Consider the following 23,375-nt stretch of genomic DNA (forward strand, 5'->3'; position numbering starts at 1 on the left):
TAAGTCAAAAGAGAACTTGTAGCATCTCTACAAGTTCTCTTTTGTTTTCAATCAATCTATTGCATCACACTTTGAAGTTATGTCAAAATGTGATGCAAATCAAATTATTGATTCACCGCTTTTGCTACAAGCGCAGCATATGCTTCTGCACCTGCTTTCGTTAAATGTACACCATCTGGTTCAAAATATGCCTTATTTCCAGCACTTGCTGTATACCAATCGACTAACGTCACATTTTTATACTCAGATGCTACCTCTTTTAATTTCTCATTCACTAATGATTCCCATGGACGTGGTACCCTCGTATTGATTAATACAATTTTACGTTCATTCCCAATCAATTGTACTAATGATACTAATTGATCCTTAGTAAACGCTCCATTTGTACCTAATCCAACGATAACATGATTTCCTAAATTCCCCTGATTTTTTAGCTGTTCGACAGCAGGAATTGCTTTAGACAACTGTCGACCAACCTTCGCATCAATTACAATATTAGGAAATGCATTTTTCAAATACGGAGCGATATCAATCATAATGGAATCACCTACAGCTGTAACTGATAGAGGATCTTTAGGCGGCGTATTAGCTTCTTGTTGTTCTTTATTTTGAGGCGGCTCCTCAGCTGATTTTTCCTGAACTGCAACTGGGTGTTTCGCCGGTTCCGCTTGTACCGACTCTACCTTATCTTTTTGAGAATTCTCCTTTGCTTTACTAGCTGTTGATAATCCAAAAACAGCTATCGAAGAAATTAATAATGCACCTACTATAGCTAACTTACCACTTAATGCTAAATTTCTTATTTTCCAGTTCTTAGATCGAATGTTCCGGAGCGCCCCTTGTCTGATTGGATTTTCAATAAACTTCCATGAAATTTGTGCCACAACTATAATAAGTACAAATTGAAGAATTGCTCTTGTAAGTGAAAACTCTCCAGCATGTACCTTCGGAGTCGTCAATGCGATAATCGGATAATGCCAAAGATATATCCCATACGATCGTACACCCATCCAGCGTAATGGTCTAAACCTTAAAAATAGAGCGATTCGGCTAGCTGGATGAGCAAGGTTCGCTACTAGCAATGCTGTAGCGATTGATAAAAGGACCATTCCTCCTTGATATAAAAACGGATCATATTGATTCGTTTTCCAAAACATAACGAGGATGACGATAAGAGCAATTCCTCCAACTACATCAAGAATAAGACGTGCCTTTGGAATAATTTTATTCGCAAGTCTACTGCTTGGCCAAATTAAAGCAAGTGCCGCTCCAATTAATAAGGAGAAAGCCCTCGTATCAGTACCGTAATAAATTCTGCTTGGATCAACTCCTGGTTCATACAGAATAGCCATCGCTAATGCAGAAGCAGCTGCCCCTAAAACAATAAATAAAATGATACGTGATTTCTGTTTTATGTAACGAAATGCCAGGCTAATAATAAATGGCCAGACTACATAGAACTGTTCTTCAACTGCTAACGACCAAAAATGATTCAACGGGGACAGTTGGTTAAAACTATCAAAGTATGATAATTTGTGATAAATATACCACCAGTTACTGAAGTATAATAAAGCTGCTAGTGAATCTCCTCGCATCTTTCCTAGCAAAGAGCTATGAAAAATTGTAATCCATGCTAAAACAACTACAAGCATGACAAACATTCCTGGAAGCAATCTTCTTGCCCTACGCAACCAGAAATTCTTCAAGTCAATTCTCTTATTTCTCTTCCATTCTATAGCGAGAATATCCGTAATTAAATAACCCGACAATACAAAGAATACAGTAACCCCTAGGAACCCCCCAGGCATCCAATTAAAATTGATATGATATAAAATAACACCTAGTATGGCTAGGCCTCTTAGACTGTCCAATCCAACCATATAGCGACTATTTTTCTGTAATGGTTTAGGCATTCACAGTCACCTCCCTATATTTATCTAAATATTCCGTCAATAACAACAGTAATATAAAGCGCTATCAATCCTCTAAAAACATATAAACCTAGTCAAAATATTACAGAACCAAATTACAAACACTCTCACTGTTTATAATTGCATGCACAGTAATTAGAATTTTAACATGTTATCTAACTACATAAAATAGTTTCATGCATAAACTTTCTTTTATAAATAAATAAAAATTCAAATATACAAATTAAAAAACCTGCATAAATCCTTTTTAGGGTGAAAGAGAGCGTCTGCTCATAGATAGAAACGGGCTTGTCTCATGCCATAAAAACAGAGGGAGAAAACGAGGGGGAATTCGCTTTTGTTTCAGAGGCCGTAACTTGTAGCTGAAAAATCAAAGTGGATATAAAAAAAGAGGTTATCCTAAAAAACTACTTTTAGGATAACCTCTTTTTTGTATTAACCGACACGCTAGACTCTACCAAATCCCCCATAGAATGCATATAACCAATATAAGTGTATAATCACCAAAATCTAATGTAGGCCCCTTCTTCACATGCATATCCAGCCACATATAAACGAGCTTTATTCTTTTATATTTATGAATATTTTTCTTTGCAAATCGATAAACAAGAACCTGCAAAATCATAAAACCCGCTACAAATATAAATAACAAAACAAAAAAATCAACCATCCTATTTCTGTACAGCTTTTTCCAATATACCGTGCCCCAAAAGCCATTCTTCAAACTTCGCACTGCCAAATTCCCAGCTTAAATCATTGGCATGTACGGAAAAAACGCGATAACCTGCATACTCATCCATATACGCATTTTCTTGCATCTTGCTTGGCGAAATCCCATAAAATGAAAAGTTGAAAAAGACATCCCACACATCTTCATGTTTTCTTTTATAAGCAATCGATTCCATATCGTACTCTTCTCCGAAATAATCAAGATGTAAATGCATGCTATCATCATATTCATACTTCATTTTATCACCCCTTATATTTGTACTTCTTTACCATCCAAAAAATTCCTTCTATGTCCACTCACATCTAGGCACTTACCTACATATTATGGCAGTAGATTCATTTCTAGGAGGTGTCATATTTTGAAAAAATTCATAGCTGTTTTTTGTATATTTGTACTTACTGTTTTTACGTTTGTAGCGTGTAATAAAAAGGATGACGCGAAGCAGCAGACAAAAAAGATTCGTATTGGTGAAGTTACACACTCTCTCTTCTATGCACCGCTATATGTTGGCATTGAAAAAGGATTTTTTAAAGAAGAAGGATTAGATATTGACCTGCAAACGACAGCTGGTGGCGATAAAACAATGACAGCCTTATTATCTGGCGGAATTGATATTGCACTTGTGGGCTCTGAAACATCCATTTATGTTCACCAGCAAGGGGCAAAAGATCCAGTTATTAACTTTGCACAGCTCACGCAAACTGATGGTACATTTTTAGTTTCACGTAAAAAGTTAGACTCTTTTAATTGGAACGATGTAAAGGGTGTTACGTTCCTTGGTCAACGTAAAGGCGGTATGCCGCAAATGGTTGGGGAATACGTTTTAAAGAAAAATGGTATTGATCCGCACAAAGATACAAATTTAATTCAAAATGTTGAGTTTGCCAATATTGCAAATGCCTTCGCGTCTGGTACAGGTGAATTTGTGCAGCTCTTTGAACCAACTGCAAGTATTTTAGAAAAAGAAGGAAAGGGCTATATCGTCGCTTCTTTCGGTACTGAATCCGGAACTGTTCCTTACACAACATTTATGGCAAAGGAAAGCTTTTTAAAGAAAGATAAAGTGGCTGCGGAGAAATTCACACGTGCATTATATAAAGCACAGCAATGGGTAGATACACATAGCCCAGAAGAAATCGCAAAAACTGTTACACCTCTTTTCAAAGATACTTCACAAGACATTACGCTGAAGGTCATTGAACGTTACAAAAAGCAACATTCCTACGCAACGAATCCATTATTAGATGCGGAAGAATGGAAGCAACTTCAAGTCATTATGAAAGAGGCTGGGGAATTACAAAAAGAGGTTCCACATGAGGCGCTCGTCAATACAAAAATTGCCGAAAGCGTTATTAAGAAGTAGGGGCGAATACGATGAGTTTCTTACAAATATCTCATGTTTCCCAATGCTTTTTTTCAAAAGAAAAGGCTCGGCTTATCCTTGAAGATATTAGCTTACACGTAGAAGAAGGAGAATTTATATCCTTTCTCGGCCCAAGTGGCTGCGGCAAAACAACACTCCTTTCTATTATTGCAGGACTACTTCAACCAATCGAAGGTTTTGTCTCTTTTGATGATAAACCAGTAATAAAATCAACAGATTCAATGGGATATATGCTTCAGCAAGATTACTTATTCCCTTGGAAAACGATTGAAGAAAATATAATGCTTGGGCTGCATATTACAAAAACATACGGAACGGAAACAAAGGAGCATACATTACAACTTTTAAAGCAAGTTGGCCTCGAAGGCGTTGAAAAGCAATATCCTTCGGAATTATCCGGTGGTATGCGTCAAAGAGCCGCACTCGTTCGTACACTTGCGACAAATCCGAAAATCCTTTTGCTTGATGAGCCCTTTTCAGCTCTTGATTATCAAACAAAATTAAAATTAGAGGAGCTCGTATTTTCTTTATTACACAAGTATAAGAAAACTTCTCTTCTCGTCACACATGATATTGAAGAAGCAATTGCAATGAGTGATCGCATTTACTTGCTTCAAGCAAACCCTGGGAAAATTGCTAAAACATTTACCGTACCAGAAAGCATTCGCTCTCTACCACCACTTGAGGCAAGGTACCATTCCGATTTTCCGGCCCTTTTTCAAGACATATGGAAGGAGCTGGAACGTCTTGGATAATATTAAACAATTACACGAACAGTTTCGAAAAAAAGAACGTCAGCGTACCTGGACTGCTGCCTTTTTACAATTACTACTGCTCGTACTCTTTCTTACATTATGGGAAATTTCTAGTAAGAAAGAATGGATTGACCCCTTACTGTTCAGCTCTCCTTCAAGTATTTGGGAGTTATTTTTAAGTAAATGGGGAGATGGCTCACTTTGGATTCACATATGGACGACACTCTTAGAAACAAGTATCGGCTTTATTCTCGGCACGGTGCTCGGAACAATTATCGCCACACTCCTTTGGTGGATACCACTTCTAGCACGTGTATTAGACCCATACCTTGTCGTGTTAAATGCGATGCCAAAAGTAGCACTTGGTCCAATTATTATCGTTATTTTCGGCCCAAATCTTTCTTCTTCAATCGCAATGGGAGTCATTATTTCCATCATCATCACCATTCTTGTTATTTACAGTGCATTTGAAGAAGTTGATTCGAATTATATAAAAGTAATGGATACGTTTGGCGCAAATAAATGGCAAACCTATCAACAAGTTATTTTACCGTCTTCCTTTCCATCTATCATTTCAACTTTAAAAGTAAACGTTGGATTATCGTGGGTTGGTGTAATTTTCGGTGAACTTCTCGTTTCCAAACAAGGTCTCGGTTATTTAATTAGCTATGGCTTCCAAGTGTTTAACTTTACACTTGTACTGCTGAGTGTGTTACTGACATGTATCCTCGCGACTCTTATGTATGTATTTGTGGAAGGACTTGAAAAATTACTTGTAGGGAAAAGAAAAAGAAGCTGATTCAAGGCAACATGCCGAGGTCAGCTTCTTTCGTTTATACTTCCTTTGAAATTTCATATAGGCCAGATAACACTTCAGTACGCATTTTTACAAGCTCAGGGAATTGATAGAAGAAAGCAATTTTTTTATACTTCATCTCTGTACCTTCCTTCACTTTCTTTGAATCTTGTAAAATGAATGCAGTAAATGTATCAGCAATGTCTTCTGCTACATTTGTTGTGCTATATTCTGAAACAAATTGATCCTGTTTATCTTTAAAAAATTGGATTTGTGCTTCTAAGTTTGTTTCAATTTCTTTTTCTTTCCATTCATTTTCAATTTGCTTCCAAAACGATTCATAAAACTTATTGATATAAGAATTCTCTTTCGTACAACCTTCTTGTAAGAAAAGATTTTCACATTTGTCTTTATACGATGAAATATCTTTATCCTCTTCAAATGCTTTTATATACTTTTTATCTACTGGAATTTGCGTATCATTTAATGTTAATACGTGAGCTGTTTCATGAATTAACGTTTTCATCACTTCATCTATATTTATGCCGGAATCAAGTGTATCTAAACTTAACACCCACTCTTTCTGATTTTCCATACTAGGAGCCACATGTGCAACAACTCCATCATATCCATCTGTCACAATATCAAATTCTTTTATACTCTCTCTATATTTAGCAGGGATCAGTGTACGATACATTTCCCATAATGTATCATGATAATCCATATCCTCATGCTGGGCGATGACTTCTTCTTTTGCTTCTTTATCATCCGCAAACACTTTATTTAAACGTTTCTTATCTAGTTTTTCAAAATAAGGGTCTATAATATCTTCATTATCAATATAGTAAGATGCTAAAAAGAAATAATTTTCATCATCATTCTTCTTTTGCTGCGCTTCCTTAATTACTTCTGCACCTTCTTCAAATTCCCCCGGTACTTCTAGCTGAGACAGATTTTCCATCTTCTTATATACTTTTTGAATCATACCATCCCCAAGCTTCGTACACTCTTCTTCTGTTTTACATATTTCTTTCTTTTCGGCAACATTCACCGATTTATTGCAACTTACCGTAAAACAAATTGCTAAGATAAAAAGGAATATCTTACCATAATATCTCTCCATATAACCCTCCATTATTCCATTCTACAAAGATATTATACAGTGAAAATTTAATCAGTAGGTGAACCTTTTCTTCCCCCTAATTTCCTCATTTCTATTTACATTTTAAATTGGGAGTATTACCGCCTGCAAATAGTGGGATAATCATTTTTTTGAAAATATGCGATAATTATTTTAAGTGGGCTTTTTACTTTAAGAAGGAGGAATGTATTATGATACGTGCTGTATTATTTGATTTAGACGGGACATTATTAGATCGACGTCAATCTTTGGAAAGTTTTATTGGCGACCAATATAGTCGTTACGCAGCGCACTTTACTGAAATAGAAAAAAATGAGTATTGTACTCGCTTTGTCCAACTTGATAATAACGGCTACACTTGGAAAGATAAAGTCTATGCCATCTTGCTCAAAGAATATAACATTACGACTCTAACAGTTGAACAACTTTTACACGACTACGTCACAGAATTCACAAACCACTGTATTCCATTTCCAAATATGCACGAATTGCTACAACAATTACAAAATCAGAATATCGCAATTGGAATTATTACGAATGGCTTTACCGAATTCCAAATGAATAACCTTCGTGCCTTGCAGCTACATACGTATACAAATACAATTCTTGTTTCAGAAGCAGAAGGCATTAAGAAACCTCATCCAGCTATTTTTGAGCGTGCTCTCAAACAATTAAACGTTCAGGCAGAAGAATGTATCTATGTTGGAGATCATCCTGAAAATGATGTCATGGGAGCTGAGAAGGCTGGGATGACTGCGGTTTGGAAGAAGGATTCATTTTGGAAGGATTTTGAACATTCTCGTACAGTTCGAGATTTGCTTGAAATACTATCTTTTGTATAAAAAAGAACTCGGCTCCTTTACTTCGTAAAACAGCCGAGTTCTTCTATATGTTTCATCGTACGCGCTAATACATCATCGCGCATAATAAAGCTAAATTTCCTATCACTTTTAATGTTATCAGGGATTTCTTTTAATAGAACAGACCCTTTTGTCTCTTCATAGTGCGTATGTTCTTCTACTGCGCTAATTGTTGCAAAATAAATGTTTTTAATGATTATTTTGTCTTTTCCAGATACTTTGTATTGTCCTAAGTAAGTTAAATCAGAAACAATCCCGCCAGTTTCTTCATGAACCTCTCGAACTGCCGCTTCTTCTGGTGTTTCCCCGAGTTCTACCTTACCGCCTGGAAATTCAAGACCGCGGCGCAAATGATGCGTTAATAACCATTGATCCCCGTACCGGCATACAACCCAAACATGCTTTGGCTCAGGAGAAAATGGGTAACGTTCAAACGATAATTGTACAGTATTGTGGTAATAATCTTTAAATTTGTACATGCCATTACTCCCCTATAGATGGTTACAAGATTTTCCTACCACAAATTGTAGCACAATTCGTATTCATATGCATAATGTTATCCAACTATAATCCATTGATTATTCCCATTTGTGCGACTAATTCCTTCGTTTCATGATTCCCTAAATCATAAATCATCTTATATGCTTTCTGCAGCTCAGCATCATACCGGTCATTATTTGAATCATGATGATATTCCACATATGGAACATGTGAACGTACAAAAGAGCCAAGATCTTCGCGATATGCCTGATCGAAGCATTCCCGTAACTCAATAATTTCCTCATCATTCGCCTGGATTTCAAAGCTATATGTATCCGCCGTTTTCACCTGCGAAATCTGTCCATTTCCTACTGATATATAGTAAGTTTTCTTATTATCCATATAACGCTCCTTCTTTCACCTTTTTAACTTCTATTGTTTTCAACAATTACAAAATTATGTAAAACGAAGTTTCGTTTAGTGATAAAATGGAGAAAAGGAGGGGTCTATTTGATTAAAATATTAATTATTGGAGTCATTATTGTACTTATCGTATTGGTTCTCTCTGTGCTGACAATCAATAAAGGTTATTCTTACAAACATTCAGTGGACAAACCAGAGGCTAATCCGTATCTAACAAATAAACAGGAGGATCAATAATATGCTTCGTATATCCCGCCTCCTCACTACTTTCATTGTCATTATCGTATCCTTATATAGCCTCTTTACACAGAATGATGCATTTCTTACACTCTCACAATTTTTCGTAGGAGCCTTAATGTTTATAATCGCAATTGAACAAATACAAAAGAAAGACCCAAGTACTAGCCTAATTTGTATGGTGGCAGGAGTTTTCGTGTGGGCTGTCCTCGCAGTAAAGTATATTATGTAACAACTATTTTCTTACGGAGGAATGAACATATGTTAAAGACCGTTCGGGTTACCTTTGCATTCATTGCATTAGCTTTATCTATCTATAGTTTTATCACAGATAACAGAGGTATTCTGCTTTATATGTTCATTGCTTTAGGCTTAGTGTCTTTCACTATGAGCATTGACGAATTACGTGAACAAAAGAAAGCAAGTGGAACATTCTATTTATTAGCCGAAACACTTACTTTATTTCTAGCTACATTCGATTTATTCTGTTAATTCGAACTTTCAAAGGAGGGACTTTAATGCTAACTGGATTACGTATTTTTCTCTTGCTTACACTTATTCTTTGTATATATTCTTTTTTTACCAATAGCCTCGCAATCACCCCTTACGTACAACTTAGTTTTAGTTGTTCATTTATCCTTATCGGCATAAATGAAATAAAAGCAGGGCGAAAATCAATGAGCATTCCGTATTTTGGGATTTCCGCTCTTATGTTCTTCGTTATGGTATCCAAATTTTTTCACTAAATAAAGCAATTTATAGAGTTAAAATAACCATCCATACTCTACTTCTCTTACTACATATCATTTACTGAATAAACTGTTTCGGCTCTTTTTTAATATGCTTATCATCCTCACGCCAATCATACGTTTCTTCCCGTGAAATATCTAAAGTTTGATCTCCAATTCTAACTCTATCTTTATCCATCCATTGAATGTATGGATCTGTATCTGGATAGTTCCAATATATATTCTTGGTGGAATCGGAACTAAGATTAACCAGCTCTCCTCTAACAGCATCTGCACTTAATGACCCAGCATTATGAAAATAAGTTTTTATAGCATGCTTTCCATCTGGGGATTGCACAGTTCGAATCCATTCCCCTTTCGGAACGCCTTGCAAACTAAAAAATTTCCAATATCCGAAGCCAATGATTATTACTAGCGCAGCAAATAATACCAATGCTACTTTTCTCTTTGTCTTTTTGATTTGCATTTTTGTATCGCTCACTCAACCATCCCCTATAATATTGAATATAATCCTCTTAAAACCATATTACACTACACACTAACCTTTAAGATAACCTCATAAAGAGAAACCCCTGTTTCAATAAGCAGAAGTTTCTTTTTTCATTTATTCATTTACTAAAAACTACTTTCCCTAATGTTTAATTTCGTTGACAAAATTACCTTTTTAGCTACATTCCGTCCTAACAATCGTTCCATTAATAAATCCACTGCCGTTTCTCCCATAAGTCCTGTATATACTTTCACTGTACTGAGCGCTGGAGAAAGATACTGGGAAATACTAATATCATTTACACCAATTATATTTACTCTTTCTGGAACAGCAATTTCATGTTCATTTAGTGCTCTTAGACATCCGATTGCCATCGCGTCATTTCCAACAAAAAAAGCCGTCGGTAACTGATCCTGCTGCTCTTCTATCGCCTGATTCATTAATAAATAACCATCGTTTACTGAAAACTGACCCGTGTATATATAGTTCTCATAAAATAATTCTTTTTCCTTCATATATGTTATAAAGGCACGTTCCCTTGAATCTTCAATTTCGGAAGTCTGATCTTTAAATGTTTCCCGTCCTCCTATGTATCCAATCTTTTGATGTTCCTTTTCTATTAAATAATCAATCACCTTCATTGTTGCCTTCTCAAAATCTACCACAACCGAATCAAAAATCTCTTCATTTGGAGAATAATCTACAAATACAATATTTTTTGTTATCATTTCAAATAAACCTATTTCTCGTTCACTAAATTTCCCTATTGCAATCATGCCTTGAATATTTTCCTTCATCAACTCTTCCATTTGGCTATGAAAAAGTTTTACAATTTTCACCCCTTGCTGTTCACATCTTTTTTCTATTCCTAAACGAATGGACATATAATATAAATCGTTAAGCTCTTCTTCCTCTGTATACCAATGGATCAAAGCAATTTTCGGTAATTCTTTTTTACGATTTGTACGCTTCTTATAAGAAAGCTCCTCTGCTGCCTCAAATATCCTCTTCTTCGTTTCATCACTGACAGAAAGTAATACATCATTATTTAACACCCGAGAAACAGTAGCTATGGATACGCCTGCCTTCTCTGCTATATCTTTAATCGTTGCCATACCTAATCCACCTACTCTTCTCAATTATTCAATCCGAAACGTATATTTCGTCGAGGAAGAGAATAATTGATTTTTATTTAAAATGTACGAAGGAAAATTCGGATGATGAATGGCATCAGGCAATCCTTGCGTTTCTAGACAAATTCCTAAATACTTTTTGGATTGTACCCCACATATTTCAAACTCACTTGGTAATTGGTTTCCTGTATACAAAACTACGCCAACCTCATCTGTTTCCACGACTAATTTGCGGCCACTTTCTTCATCCCATAATATAATTTCCTGATCGTAGTTGCTATTCAACAGAAAAGGATGATCATATCCCTTCCCTACTAATTCATTTTGATAATAGCGAGAATATACTCCCTCTTTTATTTGCCTTCCTGCTCGGAAATCGAAGGGCGTATCTATTACATCCAATATTTCACCCGTTGGTAATAATTGCTCGTTTAATTCTAGAAATTGATCACTGTCAATTTTTAAAGTATGCTGTAAGACATCCCGCTTTAAATTTCCACTTAGGTTAAAATACGTATGATTCGTTACGTTTAATATCGTCGTTTTATCCGATTGTGCTTCATAACGAATCAAAAATTCATTCGCATTATTTAATGTATAGATCACTTTTACATGTACAGTTCCTGGATATCCTTCTTCTCCGTTAGGGCTAGTATAAGTAAATTCAATTCCGATTTCCTTCTCATTTTCTATTATTTTAGCATCCCAAACGATATAACTAAATCCTTTCAAACCACCATGAAGGTGATTGTCTTGCTCGTTCTTTACTAGCGTATAGGTGTTGCCATCCAACTCAAATTGAGCCCCTTTGATTCTACCAGCTACTCTTCCTACAACTGCTCCAAAGTATGGAGAATATCTCTCGTAGTTTTCCAATTCTTCAAACCCTAAAACGATATTTTCATACTTTCCTTTCCTATCAGGCGTAATAATTTTCGTAATCACACAACCGTAATTTAAACACGTAACCTCTATACCCTGGGCATTTTTTAATGTATAAGCGTACACATCTTTTCCATTTACTTTACCAAGTATATTTTGAAAGACTGTCATATCCCTATCGCCCGCTCCTATAAACTTTGTATAAAACGTTTAAATGCAGCTATTCCTCCATCGTTTCGTTTGAAAACTCCAGCATCTTCTAATGCCCTTAAAAATTTAGCTGCTAGCTCTTTTTGAACAATGTGATGAATATTCTCTTCATTCGCTTCTACTTTGTACCGCTCTCTCAATTGCTCTGCCCATCGTTTGTGATATTCTGCTACACAATTGTCTTTATACAATACATATCGTTCTACCTCTTGTAACTCTAATTTCAACCTTGCTGGAAGTACAGCCAATCCCATCACTTCAATTAAACCTACGTTTTCCTTCTTAATGTGTTGTACATCTTGATGCGGATGAAAGATACCAAAAGGATACTCCTTACTTGTACGATTATTTCGTAGTACAAGATCTAACTCATACTGTTCATTTCGCTTGCGAGCAATAGGTGTAATCGTATTATGCGGCACACCGTCTGTACTTGCATAAATATGAACGGATGGATCGCTATATTGCTTCCATTTATCCAAAATGGAATCTGCCACGTTTACTAATAAATTAGAATCTTTACCTTTTAAGCGAATAACAGACATAGGCCATTTCACTACTGAACATTGAACCTTTGGAAATCTATCTAATTGAAATACATAATCATCTTCTGCTTTTGCCATTGCAAATTCGTATTTACCACCTTGATAATGATCATGTGATAAAATGGATCCGCCTACAATAGGTAAATCCGCATTGGAGCCAATAAAATAATGAGGGAACCGTTTCACAAAAGAAAGTAATCTTTCAAAAGCTTGACGATTTATTTCCATATTCCGATGTATTTCTGCTAGCACAATGCAATGTTCGTTATAGTATACATAAGGAGAATATTGTAAGTACCAGCGCTCTCCTAATAATTCCATTCGAATCATTCTATGGTTAGAACGTGCCGGATGGCCAAGTCTACCCACATATCCTTCATTTTCAATGCAAAGTAAGCATTTCGGATAATCCGTATTCTGTATTAGATTTTCGTTTACAATTTCTTTTGGATCTTTTTCCGGTTTAGATACATTAATCGTAATGTCCAGTTCTCCATACTCTGTATTGGCTTTATAACTAATATTTTTCTGAACATGCTTCGTTTGAATATAGTTACTTATTCGGCTTAATTCATAAAAATAATCCGTCGCATGTTCTGGATGGCACTCGTAATGTTGATAGAAACATTGATTAATAGTTGATGGTTTTGCCATAAAGCAGTTCATAATTTGACTCGCTAATATGTCTCTTTTATAAGAAGAATCATCAATAATTCCTTGTTCACTCGCATACTGAACTAAATCTTCTAGTAAATCCGTTATTTCTTTTTCTTCCGCTTTACTTTCTTGCTTTTCAAAACGCTCTAAATGAAGAAGGTGAAGAATTTGATTTCTTATATAAATTCCATCTTCTCTTTCGATAAACCGAAGTGAACATGCCCGTTTTATAAGTTGCTCAATGACTTGATAAACATTCATGATACTTTCCCTCCGCTGAATCGTTATATCCATTCGGACTATTTTCATTCCCATCCTAAACTATAAAGAAAAATAAAATAGTTACACATTAGCTGTAACTACTACATTAAACTTTGCCCTACGAATTGCTATACAAGCACGAACACCGATATAACCTGCCATTCATTGCATTGCCTCTCTCTGCAGCTCTCGTGCCCCGTCCCCAATATCAGCAACATAAAATGTCGCTTCGTAACCGATGACTTCTTTATACTTTTGTCCAACGTTGCAAATAAATTGATCCGTATATTCTTTCCCAACGATCGCAATTGCACAACCACCAAACCCCGCACCTGTCATACGTGCTCCTATAACCCCTTCTTGTTTCCAGGCTGATTCAACCAATGTATCTAGTTCTTGCCCTGTCACTTCATAATCATCACGTAAAGAACAATGGGATTCATTCATCAGCCTTCCAAATTCTTTTATATTATTTTCTTTTAATTCTTTTACAGATCGCAATGTTCGGCAATTTTCATACACAACATGTTTAGCCCGTTTTCTTAAGCTCTCTTCCTTAATTACATGCTTATATTGTTCAAACATTTTTTCAGTTAGTTCTCCTAGGGAGCTTATATCAATTATCTCTTGTAAATTTGCAAGGGCCTGTTCACATTCCGTTCTTCTCTCATTATATTTAGAAGTAGCAAGCTCTCGCCGCTTGTTTGTATTCATAATAATGATATTGTAGTTATCCAGCTGCAGTGGCGCATACGTAAAATTCATTGTTTGGCAATTTAATAACATCCCATATCTTGCTTTTCCCATCCCAATAGCAAATTGATCCATAATGCCACTATTTACACCGATAAAATAATTCTCTACTTTTTTACCAATTTTAATCAATTCTATACGATCTAATTCGAATTGAAATAATCCTTCCATCGTTACCCCTGTTACAAGCTCAATAGAGGCAGATGATGACAATCCCGCACCGTTTGGAATATTTCCATAAAACATAATGTTAATTCCTGAATCAATGCTATATCCAGCTTCTATGAGATAACGAATCATACCTTTTGGATAATTCGCCCACTCATGTTCTTGCTTATAATCTAAATCCTGTAAAGAAAATGAAATAACACCCTTTTCGGGGAAGTTCAATGAATAGGCACATATTAACGCATCATCTCGCTTGCTTGCTAACGCATACGTGCCGAAAGTAATGGCACATGGAAACACATTTCCTCCGTTATAATCAGTATGCTCTCCAATCAAATTAATCCGACCAGGCGCAAAGAAAGTACGATACTCCTCTTGATGAAATATTTTCTTAAAGTTCTCCATTAACTGGTTATGTATCATCTAAAGGCCCCCTTATGTAATACGAACTAAAAAGCTTTTCCATTCTAACTCCGAATTCATTCTACAAAAAATAAAGACTTATTATCTTTTTACTAAAAAAATTCAAAAAAGTCAAAATTTTTTAGTAAAAAATCGCATCATTTTTGTACATATTTTAGTAAAAAAATACCACATAATTTTACTTTGCAGTTTAAAATGGATTACATATAATAATTCAATCTCTCATAATTGGTTTAATCGCGCAGAAAATCCTCTGAATTTTTATTGATTAACTCCCCTAAGATGTTCTTGAGACTATAAAAAGCTCCCTGTTTTTATACAGGAAGCTTTTTGATTCTTCTCTAACGCATACCGTTTTTTTACTTAGTTTACCTCAATCGGCTTCTGGACAATAAACCAATAACAAAGCGCCCCGCATCCAGCAATAATTCCACCAGAAATAAATGCTAACGCATACGAACCTGTTGTATCAGCTGGATGCACATCTAGTTTTGGATTTATTCCCCTCTCATCATTCATCCTCCCTTTTTAAACAAAAAATAGACATATATTTTTGTAGAAAAAAAGGATATGGTATCCATATCCTTCTCTCGAGCTACTCCAAATTCACCCAAATGCTCTTCACTTCCGTATAATTATCAAGCGCATACGAACCCATTTCACGGCCGATACCAGATTGTTTATATCCTCCAAATGGCGATGCGGCATTTTCTAAATTATAACTATTGATCCACACTGTACCTGCTTTTAATTGATTCGCAACTTTATGCGCTGTTTTTACATTTTCTGTCCATACACCAGCCGCTAAACCGTACGGTGTATTATTTGCTCGTTCAATGACTTCTTCTATCTCATCAAAAGGTAAGATAGAAACAACTGGGCCAAAGATTTCTTCTTGCGCAATTTTCATATTATCCGTTACATCTGCAAATACAGTAGGCGCCACGAAATATCCTTTTTCAAATTCCTTCACGCCGCCCGCTATAAGTTTTGCGCCTTCTTCTATTCCGCTCTTAATGTAGCTAAGTACACGTTCTTGTTGCTTCTTCGATACGAGAGGTCCCATTTCTGTTTCAGGATCTAATCCATGTCCTACTTTCACTTCATTCGCCATTGTTCCTAATTCACTAACGACTTTTTCATAATGCTTTCGATGAACAAATACGCGTGAGCCTGCGCTACAATTTTGGCCATGGTTATACATAATGCCGTTAAATGCCCCAGGGATTGCTTTTGAAAGATCAGCATCTTCTAAAATAATATTTGGTGATTTCCCGCCAAGTTCTAATGTGACGTGCTTTATCGTTTCCGCTGCTTTACGCATAATCCCTTTTCCAATAACAGTTGATCCTGTGAAAGCAACTTTATTGATATCCGGATGATTCACAATCGCTTCACCAGCACCTCCGCCAAAACCAGGAACAAAATTGACTACACCATCTGGGAATCCAGCTTCTTTAAATAACTGCGCTGTATATAGAAGAGAGAGCGGCGTTTGCTCTGCTGGTTTCAAAACAATTGTACAACCTGTTGCAAGTGCTGCCCCTAACTTCCAAGCAGCCATTAATAATGGAAAGTTCCACGGAATAATTTGTCCGACAACGCCAATTGGTTCATGGCGTGTATAGTTTAAATATTCCGGTGAAATTGGGATTGTTTGCCCAAGAATCTTTGTTGCCCATCCCGCATAATAACGGAAATGATCAACTGTTCCTGCAATATCATCTTCAAGCGCCTGTTTATATGGTTTTCCATTGTCTAGTGCCTCAAGTTGCGCCAGTTCTTCTTTATTCTCATCGATTAAATCTGCAAGCTTGTAAATCAAGTGTGCTCGTTCTGCTGCACTTATTTTTGACCAAGTTCCTTCTTCAAATGCTTTACGAGCAGCTTTCACTGCAAGATCCACATCTTCTTCTCCTGCCTCACATACGACAGCAAGTACTTCCTCTGTTGCTGGATTCCAAACGTTAAATGTTTTTCCACTTACTGCTGGAACGAATTTCCCATCGATAAATAATTCCTTTTTCCCTTCCAGGAACGCTTGAACTTTTGGTTTTAAATCTTGGCTTGTCGTTAGCATACTCTCTCTCTCTCCCTTCTTATTTTTGTAATGTTAATAGGTTTTCTAAAATTCCTTGTAACTTTTGATCTTCTTCCTCTGTTAATGGCCGACGTGGTTTGCGAGACGGACCACCAGTTTGCCCTTTTAAATCCATTACTCTCTTAATGATTTGAACATACTTCCCTGATTCTTCAATAAAACTACATAACGGTAAAATTTTATCGTATAGCTCCCAAGCTCTCTCTAGTTCCTTATTTTGCACCGCATCAAATAGTTCCGTTACAAGTTTTGGCACCGCATTACCTGCAACTGAAATCCACCCTGTTGCGCCAACTAAAAAAGATTCTAATACTAAATCATCCGCACCGCAGAATGTTTCAATATCCCCTTTTCCTTTTCTTGTAATATCACGAACTTTGCGAATATCACCGCTTGATTCTTTTACATGCGTAACATTCTCTACATCACGACCGACGCGAAGAATCGTTTCTGTACTAATATCAACACCAGATGTAAATGGATTATTATAAATCATAATTGGAAACTGAACGGATTCCGCTACTGCTTTAAAGTGTTCATAAATCTCTTCTTCTTTTGGGTGAGCGTAATATGAATTAATAAGTAATGCACCACTCGCACCCGCTCTCTCCGCTTGCTGCGTATATTCAATCGCTTCTTTTGTCGTTTCAGCCGCCGTTCCGACAAGAAGCGGAATACGCCCGTTAATTTGCTCCACCGCTGTTTCCACAACTTTAAAACGCTCTTCCTTCGTTAAACTGACAAACTCTCCCGTACTCCCGTTAACAACTAAACCTGCTACACCTTCTTGAATAAAGTGCTCAATATTTTGTTTCAAACCTTCCCAATTAATCTCTTCGTTTTGATTCATCGGTGTAATAATAACTGGATATGCCCCTTTAAATGTTTGATACATGTTTCTTCCTCCCATCACTGAATTTAACTAAAGATAAAACAAATTGAAGTGTCACTTCAATTTGTTTCGTAAAAAAAACGCAATTCATATCATCTATACACTTAGGGTCATTATAATGCAGAAAAAATAAATTTACAATATACCTATCTAACTTTTCTGAATTTTTTAATGATAATTTGCAAAACTCAAAACTTTCCTTTACACTTCTTTCATAAGAAAAATTCTATCCAATACTTTATTCGAGGGATTGTCATATGTACGAAAATATCGGAAACAAAATTAAAGCTCTTCGCTTAGAAAAAAGAATGACCTTAAAACAAGTCTCTGAAAAAACAAATCTATCTATTAGTTTTATCTCTCAAGTAGAACGCTCGAAATCTTCTATTACACTGGAATCTTTGAAAAAAATATCAGAAGCACTTCATATCAGTCCTAGCTATTTTTTCGCAGCAGAGCAAAAAACAAATACAAATATCATACGACGCGGCCTGCAAAATGAAGAACATGTAAATTACTCTCATTTTGTTTACACGAATCTTTCTGGAAATGTTTCAAACCCACATTTCGAACCGATTTTAGTGACGCTTCATCCTGGTGAAAAGAAAGGAAATCCTTATTCTCACAATGGTCAGGAATTCGTATTTGTACTAGAGGGTTTACTCACCATTCTATTAGAAAACGAGGAGCATGATCTACATCCTGGCGACAGCATTCATATGGAATCTGCTACACCACACAATTGGTTTAATCATACGGAAAAGCCAGCTAAATTTTTGTTTGTGAGCTCGCCCCCTATGTTCTTTCAAAAGTAACTGTGCCTTCTCATCTATTGTCGCTTCGATAAGAGATGACATACACATGGACTAAAAGAGCTGCCTTTTCACAGGCAGCTCTTTTTCATCTATTAACCAAATACTTTCCCAAGTTCATCTTTATCTTGGCTTAACCAGAAATTCATTAAGCGTTTTGCTCCTTCTAAATCATGAAGCTTTGCTTGACCGCATTGTGTTTCATTTGCAGCTGGAATTTCTGTAATTTGAACCGCATCTTTTAATGTAAGTTCTAATAAATCAATGACTTCACGAACTGTTGGCGTACCACTTACAACAAGATAATATCCTGTTTGGCAACCCATTGGTGAAATATCAATAATATCGAAATGCGGATAACGATCAATATATTTACGTAAATTAAATGCTAGTAAGTGTTCTAACGTATGAATCACATCTGGCTTCATCGCTTGTTTATTCGGTTGGCAGAAACGAATATCAAATTTATTCACAATACCGTCACTACCCACTTTATGAACACCACAATGTCTTACATAAGGTGCCTTTACAATCGTATGATCTAATTCAAAGCTTTCTACTGATGGCATAATACATCTCTCCCGCTTTCAATTTAATTCCGTTATATCCAATATGATATAACGGAAATCCGAATTAGTAAAGTATTATGTATAGCCGTGCTATAATACTAGAAGAATATGCTGAAAAGGAGACGGTTATGAAACAGATTTTTATAGGTATCATACGCTTTTATCAAAAATTCATTTCCCCGATGACACCACCTGCATGCCGCTTTTATCCAACCTGTTCGCATTATGGATTAGAAGCCTTTCAGAAACACGGCGCTTTCAAAGGATTTTGGCTAACGCTAAAACGTATATTAAAATGTCATCCTTTTCATCCAGGAGGATTTGATCCAGTCCCAGATAAAAAGGATGACAGAGTAAATCCTTAAGCTTCGTAGCCGTTCACAACAAGATCTAATTTCCCTGTATCAGGGTGAATCACAAGACCATGAACCGGTACTTCGGCTGGAAGTAATGGATGGTTACGAAGTACAGAAACGCTATGTTCTACACTTTCTTCTACACTAGAGAATCCTTGTAAGAATTTCTCTAAATCGATTCCAGAATAGCGAAGTGTATCTAATTTTTCTTCTGAAACGCCTCGCTCTCTCATCTTTTCAATTGTGCTGCTCGCCTGTATTTTTGCCATACCACAATCATGGTGACCAACAACACATACTTCATCTGCACCAAGCTCATATACAGCAACTAAAATACTACGCATAATACTTCCAAATGGATGTGAAATAACAGCGCCCGCTACTTTAATAATTTTCACATCGCCATTACGCATATTCATTGCTTTTGGCAATAATTCAACAAGGCGTGTATCCATACAAGAAATAATTACCATCTTTTTGTTTGGAAATTTTCCAGCCTCATACTCTTCATATTTTCTCTCTTCAACGAATTTTTCATTATACTGCAAAATCTCTTCTAATGACTTCATAGCAAAAAGACCCTCTTTTCTTTTATATAGTCTACATACTCAGTGTACCAAAATCTAAAAAATCCCAAAAGGATATTACTTTATTGCAAATATATAATTTTTCAGACAACCGACATAATTTCTTCATAATATACACACAGCTCTGTAACAACTGTCCCATACTTTGCTCACATTTTCACTATAAACTAGATGTAGATAATGTTAAAAAGGAGTGAAACTTTATTATGTCCGACGTTCTGTTACTGAGTCGTTTTCAATTTGCAATTACTATTTTTTATCACTTTTTGTTTGTACCACTCACAATCGGACTTGTTATTTTAGTAGCGTGTATGGAAACACAATATGCACGCACATTAAACCCAACTTATCGAAAAATGGCGAATTTCTGGGGTAAGCTATTTACGATAAACTTCGTCATGGGTATCATAACCGGTATTACGATGGAGTTCCAATTTGGGACAAACTGGTCAGAGTACTCAAAATACATGGGGGATATCTTCGGATCACCACTCGCAATCGAAGCGCTTGTTGCTTTCTTCTTAGAATCTACCTTCATGGGAATTTGGTTATTCGGTAAAGATAAAATTTCACCAAAGTTTCGTGCTTTTTGTATGTGGATGGTTGCACTTGGAACAAATATTTCCGCGCTTTGGATCATTACAGCAAATGGCTTTATGCAAAACCCTGTTGGCTACGTAGTGCGTAATGGCCGCGCTGAATTAAATGATTTTTGGGCACTTGTTACCAATCCATATGCATGGCATATGTTCTTCCATACAGTTGTTGGTTGTTATATCGTTGGTTCTTTCTTCGTTATGGCAATCAGTGCGTATCATTTATTACGTAAAAACGAGGTGGAGTTCTTTAAAAAGTCATTTAAATTTGGTTTAGTTTTAGGATTATTAGCAGCAACTGCAACACCTTTCATCGGTCACCAATCTGGTGCTTTCGCTGCAAAAATGCAACCTGCAAAAGGTGCTGCGATGGAAGCAGTTTGGGAAACTGGTAAAGGTCAAGGCTTCTCAATCATCCAAATTCCCGATGTGAAGAATGAGAAGAACTTCGAATTATTTACAATCCCAAAACTCGGCAGCTTCTTCTATACAAACTCATTTGATGGAGAAATTGTCGGTTTGAAAGATATCCCTAAAGAAGATCGTCCGAACGTAAACCTTGTTTACTATAGCTTCCGTTTAATGGTTGCACTTGGCGTATTCTTCATGGCACTCACTTGGTTTGGTTTCTATTTAAACCGAAAAGGAAAACTAGAAAACTCAAAACGTTTCTTAAAAATTACAATGTGGTCTGTCTTACTTCCATATGTTGCGATTAACGCTGGATGGATTGTTGCTGAAGCAGGTCGCCAGCCATGGACGGTATACAAATTGATGCGCACAGCTGAAGCTGTCTCACCAATTTCCGTCCCGCAGATTTGGTTCTCATTAATTAGTTTAGTATTGTTCTACACATTGCTCTTAATCGCAGATGTATACCTCATGCTGAAGTTCGCGAAAAAAGGACCAGCAGCATTGGAAGAACCTACTAAGGGAGGTGTAGCTCATGTCTCATGATATGCTTGCAGTTATTTGGTTCGATTTATGGGGCGTGATTTGGACAGTTTACTTCATTCTCGATGGTTATGCACTCGGTAACGGAATGATTTTCCCGTTCGTTACGAAAGATCGGAAAGAACGAAATCAAATGCAAGAAGCAATCGGACCGTTCTGGGGCGGTAACGAAGTATGGTTAATTACAGCGGGCGGTGCAACATTTGCCGCCTTCCCAATCACATATGCAAATATGTTTAGCTACTTATATACACCATTGTTTTTAGTATTACTTGCTCTTTTTGCTCGTGCAGCAGGGCTTGAATTTATGCATAAAGATGATTCACCAATTTGGCAAAGTACTTGTAAATGGGCATTTGCAATTGGTAGTTTCCTCATCGCATTCTTATTCGGTGTTACATTTGCAAACCTATACTATGGACTGCAAATCGGAAAAGATGGTTATGAAGGAACATTACTTAGCTTATTAAATCATTACGGTATTTTAGGTGGTCTTTTCTTCACAGCAATCTTTGTCGTATCCGGTGCACTTTGGGTCATGATTAAGACAACTGGTGAAGTATCAGATCGTGCTTATAAAATCGCAAAACCATTTTCAATGGCAGCTGCCATCATTTTAGCCATCTTCTATGTGGCAACTGCAAACCGTACAAACTTGTTCCAAAACTTTACGGAGTATCCTGTACTATTCATTCTTCCAGCGCTTGCAATGTTAATGAGTGTCCTGGCAATTATTATGGTTTACAAACATAAAATTGGTCTCGCATTCACATTTGTTTGTCTAACAATCGCAATGTTTATGACAACTGGATTTGCAGGTATGTTCCCAAGAATGTTACCATCACGTATTAATGATGCATACAGTACAACGTTATACCAAGCAGCAGGAAGTGAATTAAACTTAAAAATTATGTTCTTCGTCGCAATGGTAATGGTACCAATCGTTATTGGCTATCAATTGTGGAGCTACACAATCTTTAAAGAAAAAATTCACAAAGACTCTGCGAAAGGGTATCACTAAAATGAAAAAAGACGCTCAAAATGAGTGTCTTTTTTTGCTTATACGTATGATTTTCACTAAGATGTTAAGCCTCTAATTTAACAATCTTGCTAAAGAGGAATGACCAACAGTTTTTATTGAAATTGTATTATATAACGTATACAACAATTCTATACAATTTTACATATTACGTTTAAAGCGTAGTTAGTATTACTTGATCATCCTTATCATTATCATACACATCTGTAGCACTAATTCCATTAAAAGCTTTCACAGAAAATCCTACATTAGACGATCCAGCACCGTTATATGCTTTCGTTTGTTCGATTGGATGTACATTATATTTATCACCTAAATTAATGGTCCCATTGCAGTTTTCAATAACTACACCATCGATAACAGCAGGCATACTATCACTCACTTTCATTATGTTATTTTCAGTTTATGAAAAGAGCCTAAAAAAATAGCATGTTTACAGTAAAAAAGATATTCTACAACAT

Annotated in this window: 28 protein-coding genes; 11 read left to right on the plus strand and 17 right to left on the minus strand. The window is 36.2% G+C overall.

Going from position 1 to position 23,375, the window contains the following annotated elements; all coding sequences use genetic code 11:
• Positions 1-104 precede the first annotated feature (104 nt).
• The 3 genes from BLV40_RS06255 to BLV40_RS06265 form a co-directional block, all read right to left on the minus strand.
• Positions 105-1,913: an acyltransferase family protein gene (locus BLV40_RS06255; RefSeq protein WP_090688109.1), complete on the minus strand. Its 1,809-nt coding sequence runs from the start codon at positions 1,911-1,913 to the stop codon at positions 105-107.
• 472 nt (positions 1,914-2,385) lie between these two features.
• Complete coding sequence (locus BLV40_RS06260) at positions 2,386-2,601, minus strand: hypothetical protein (protein ID WP_090688112.1); 216 nt, start codon at positions 2,599-2,601, stop codon at positions 2,386-2,388.
• Position 2,602: 1 nt separating this feature from the next.
• Positions 2,603-2,899, minus strand: a complete 297-nt coding sequence (locus BLV40_RS06265; RefSeq protein ID WP_026593814.1) for a DUF3986 family protein — start codon at positions 2,897-2,899, stop codon at positions 2,603-2,605.
• Positions 2,900-3,019: 120 nt separating this feature from the next.
• On the opposite strand from BLV40_RS06265, the gene BLV40_RS06270 reads away from it, so the two are divergent.
• The 3 genes from BLV40_RS06270 to BLV40_RS06280 are packed head-to-tail and all read left to right on the plus strand — an operon-like array spanning position 3,020 to position 5,599.
• Entirely contained in the window at positions 3,020-4,024 is a 1,005-nt protein-coding gene (locus BLV40_RS06270) for an ABC transporter substrate-binding protein (RefSeq protein WP_090688113.1), read from the plus strand.
• A gap of 11 nt (positions 4,025-4,035) precedes the next feature.
• The gene (locus BLV40_RS06275; protein WP_090688116.1) at positions 4,036-4,800 is read left to right on the plus strand and encodes an ABC transporter ATP-binding protein; all 765 of its coding nucleotides are present in this window, start codon (positions 4,036-4,038) and stop codon (positions 4,798-4,800) included.
• On the plus strand, positions 4,793-5,599 hold the full coding sequence (locus BLV40_RS06280; RefSeq protein WP_026593817.1) for an ABC transporter permease: 807 nt from the start codon (positions 4,793-4,795) through the stop codon (positions 5,597-5,599). Before BLV40_RS06275 ends, BLV40_RS06280 begins: the two co-directional genes overlap by 8 nt.
• Before the next feature lie 34 nt (positions 5,600-5,633).
• Here BLV40_RS06280 and BLV40_RS06285 read toward each other — a convergent pair whose 3' ends face one another.
• The gene (locus BLV40_RS06285) at positions 5,634-6,719 is read right to left on the minus strand and encodes a hypothetical protein (RefSeq protein WP_090688118.1); all 1,086 of its coding nucleotides are present in this window, start codon (positions 6,717-6,719) and stop codon (positions 5,634-5,636) included.
• A gap of 209 nt (positions 6,720-6,928) precedes the next feature.
• Here BLV40_RS06285 and BLV40_RS06290 point away from each other — a divergent pair, with 209 nt between their 5' ends.
• Positions 6,929-7,579, plus strand: a complete 651-nt coding sequence (locus tag BLV40_RS06290) for an HAD family hydrolase (RefSeq protein WP_026593819.1) — start codon at positions 6,929-6,931, stop codon at positions 7,577-7,579.
• Positions 7,580-7,596: 17 nt separating this feature from the next.
• On the opposite strand, the gene mutTA is transcribed toward BLV40_RS06290, so the two are convergent.
• Positions 7,597-8,076, minus strand: coding sequence for an antimutator 8-oxo-(dGTP/GTP)ase (gene mutTA, locus BLV40_RS06295; protein WP_026593820.1), 480 nt, complete (start codon positions 8,074-8,076; stop codon positions 7,597-7,599).
• An 85-nt stretch (positions 8,077-8,161) separates the two neighbouring features.
• Positions 8,162-8,479: a hypothetical protein gene (locus tag BLV40_RS06300; protein ID WP_026593821.1), complete on the minus strand. Its 318-nt coding sequence runs from the start codon at positions 8,477-8,479 to the stop codon at positions 8,162-8,164.
• Between the two features lie 108 nt (positions 8,480-8,587).
• Between BLV40_RS06300 and ytzI the strand changes: the two genes are divergently transcribed.
• From ytzI to BLV40_RS06315, 3 genes are read left to right on the plus strand one after another with little or no spacing between them, the layout of a single operon-like run.
• Positions 8,588-8,737 carry a YtzI protein gene (ytzI, locus tag BLV40_RS06305; protein ID WP_026593822.1) on the plus strand — a complete coding sequence of 50 codons (150 nt, stop codon included), beginning with the start codon at positions 8,588-8,590 and terminating at the stop codon, positions 8,735-8,737.
• A gap of 1 nt (position 8,738) precedes the next feature.
• Positions 8,739-8,969: a DUF3953 domain-containing protein gene (locus tag BLV40_RS06310; protein ID WP_090688121.1), complete on the plus strand. Its 231-nt coding sequence runs from the start codon at positions 8,739-8,741 to the stop codon at positions 8,967-8,969.
• Between the two features lie 29 nt (positions 8,970-8,998).
• Complete coding sequence (locus BLV40_RS06315) at positions 8,999-9,229, plus strand: DUF3953 domain-containing protein (RefSeq protein ID WP_090688123.1); 231 nt, start codon at positions 8,999-9,001, stop codon at positions 9,227-9,229.
• Positions 9,230-9,544: 315 nt separating this feature from the next.
• Here BLV40_RS06315 and BLV40_RS06325 read toward each other — a convergent pair whose 3' ends face one another.
• From BLV40_RS06325 to dapA, 8 genes are all read right to left on the minus strand, one after another.
• Positions 9,545-9,952 carry a DUF5412 domain-containing protein gene (locus BLV40_RS06325; RefSeq protein ID WP_090688326.1) on the minus strand — a complete coding sequence of 136 codons (408 nt, stop codon included), beginning with the start codon at positions 9,950-9,952 and terminating at the stop codon, positions 9,545-9,547.
• A gap of 149 nt (positions 9,953-10,101) precedes the next feature.
• Complete coding sequence (locus tag BLV40_RS06330; RefSeq protein WP_090688125.1) at positions 10,102-11,091, minus strand: LacI family DNA-binding transcriptional regulator; 990 nt, start codon at positions 11,089-11,091, stop codon at positions 10,102-10,104.
• A 24-nt stretch (positions 11,092-11,115) separates the two neighbouring features.
• Positions 11,116-12,162 (minus strand): aldose epimerase family protein, encoded by a 1,047-nt coding sequence (locus BLV40_RS06335; protein WP_090688128.1) that lies wholly within the window; start codon positions 12,160-12,162, stop codon positions 11,116-11,118.
• 17 nt (positions 12,163-12,179) lie between these two features.
• Positions 12,180-13,664, minus strand: coding sequence for a UDP-glucose--hexose-1-phosphate uridylyltransferase (galT, locus tag BLV40_RS06340; protein ID WP_170833607.1), 1,485 nt, complete (start codon positions 13,662-13,664; stop codon positions 12,180-12,182).
• 162 nt (positions 13,665-13,826) lie between these two features.
• Positions 13,827-15,008: a galactokinase gene (locus BLV40_RS06345; protein ID WP_026593829.1), complete on the minus strand. Its 1,182-nt coding sequence runs from the start codon at positions 15,006-15,008 to the stop codon at positions 13,827-13,829.
• A gap of 363 nt (positions 15,009-15,371) precedes the next feature.
• Positions 15,372-15,527 carry a hypothetical protein gene (locus BLV40_RS28425; RefSeq protein ID WP_155924362.1) on the minus strand — a complete coding sequence of 52 codons (156 nt, stop codon included), beginning with the start codon at positions 15,525-15,527 and terminating at the stop codon, positions 15,372-15,374.
• A 76-nt stretch (positions 15,528-15,603) separates the two neighbouring features.
• Positions 15,604-17,088 (minus strand): aldehyde dehydrogenase family protein, encoded by a 1,485-nt coding sequence (locus BLV40_RS06350; RefSeq protein WP_026593830.1) that lies wholly within the window; start codon positions 17,086-17,088, stop codon positions 15,604-15,606.
• A 19-nt stretch (positions 17,089-17,107) separates the two neighbouring features.
• Positions 17,108-18,004: a 4-hydroxy-tetrahydrodipicolinate synthase gene (gene dapA / locus BLV40_RS06355; RefSeq protein ID WP_090688135.1), complete on the minus strand. Its 897-nt coding sequence runs from the start codon at positions 18,002-18,004 to the stop codon at positions 17,108-17,110.
• 254 nt (positions 18,005-18,258) lie between these two features.
• Here dapA and BLV40_RS06360 point away from each other — a divergent pair, with 254 nt between their 5' ends.
• Positions 18,259-18,816 carry a helix-turn-helix domain-containing protein gene (locus BLV40_RS06360; RefSeq protein ID WP_090688137.1) on the plus strand — a complete coding sequence of 186 codons (558 nt, stop codon included), beginning with the start codon at positions 18,259-18,261 and terminating at the stop codon, positions 18,814-18,816.
• 92 nt (positions 18,817-18,908) lie between these two features.
• On the opposite strand, the gene luxS is transcribed toward BLV40_RS06360, so the two are convergent.
• Positions 18,909-19,382 (minus strand): S-ribosylhomocysteine lyase LuxS, encoded by a 474-nt coding sequence (gene luxS / locus BLV40_RS06365; RefSeq protein WP_026593833.1) that lies wholly within the window; start codon positions 19,380-19,382, stop codon positions 18,909-18,911.
• A gap of 128 nt (positions 19,383-19,510) precedes the next feature.
• Between luxS and yidD the strand changes: the two genes are divergently transcribed.
• Positions 19,511-19,747, plus strand: a complete 237-nt coding sequence (gene yidD, locus BLV40_RS06370) for a membrane protein insertion efficiency factor YidD (RefSeq protein WP_211482103.1) — start codon at positions 19,511-19,513, stop codon at positions 19,745-19,747.
• Here the strand turns inward: yidD and BLV40_RS06375 are convergent.
• Complete coding sequence (locus tag BLV40_RS06375) at positions 19,744-20,307, minus strand: beta-class carbonic anhydrase (protein ID WP_090688143.1); 564 nt, start codon at positions 20,305-20,307, stop codon at positions 19,744-19,746. The two genes, yidD and BLV40_RS06375, sit on opposite strands and share 4 nt — an antisense overlap.
• A 224-nt stretch (positions 20,308-20,531) precedes the next feature.
• Here BLV40_RS06375 and cydA point away from each other — a divergent pair, with 224 nt between their 5' ends.
• Both cydA and cydB read left to right on the plus strand, forming a co-directional pair.
• Positions 20,532-21,878 (plus strand): cytochrome ubiquinol oxidase subunit I, encoded by a 1,347-nt coding sequence (gene cydA / locus BLV40_RS06380; RefSeq protein ID WP_026593836.1) that lies wholly within the window; start codon positions 20,532-20,534, stop codon positions 21,876-21,878.
• Complete coding sequence (gene cydB, locus BLV40_RS06385; protein WP_090688146.1) at positions 21,868-22,896, plus strand: cytochrome d ubiquinol oxidase subunit II; 1,029 nt, start codon at positions 21,868-21,870, stop codon at positions 22,894-22,896. The genes cydA and cydB overlap by 11 nt, the downstream gene beginning before the upstream one ends.
• Before the next feature lie 172 nt (positions 22,897-23,068).
• Here cydB and BLV40_RS06390 read toward each other — a convergent pair whose 3' ends face one another.
• On the minus strand, positions 23,069-23,302 hold the full coding sequence (locus BLV40_RS06390; RefSeq protein WP_090688149.1) for a spore germination protein: 234 nt from the start codon (positions 23,300-23,302) through the stop codon (positions 23,069-23,071).
• Between the last annotated feature and the right edge of the window lie 73 nt (positions 23,303-23,375).

The sequence above is a fragment of the Bacillus sp. 166amftsu genome (assembly GCF_900107445.1).
Classification (GTDB): Bacteria; Bacillota; Bacilli; order Bacillales; family Bacillaceae_G; genus Bacillus_A; species Bacillus_A arachidis.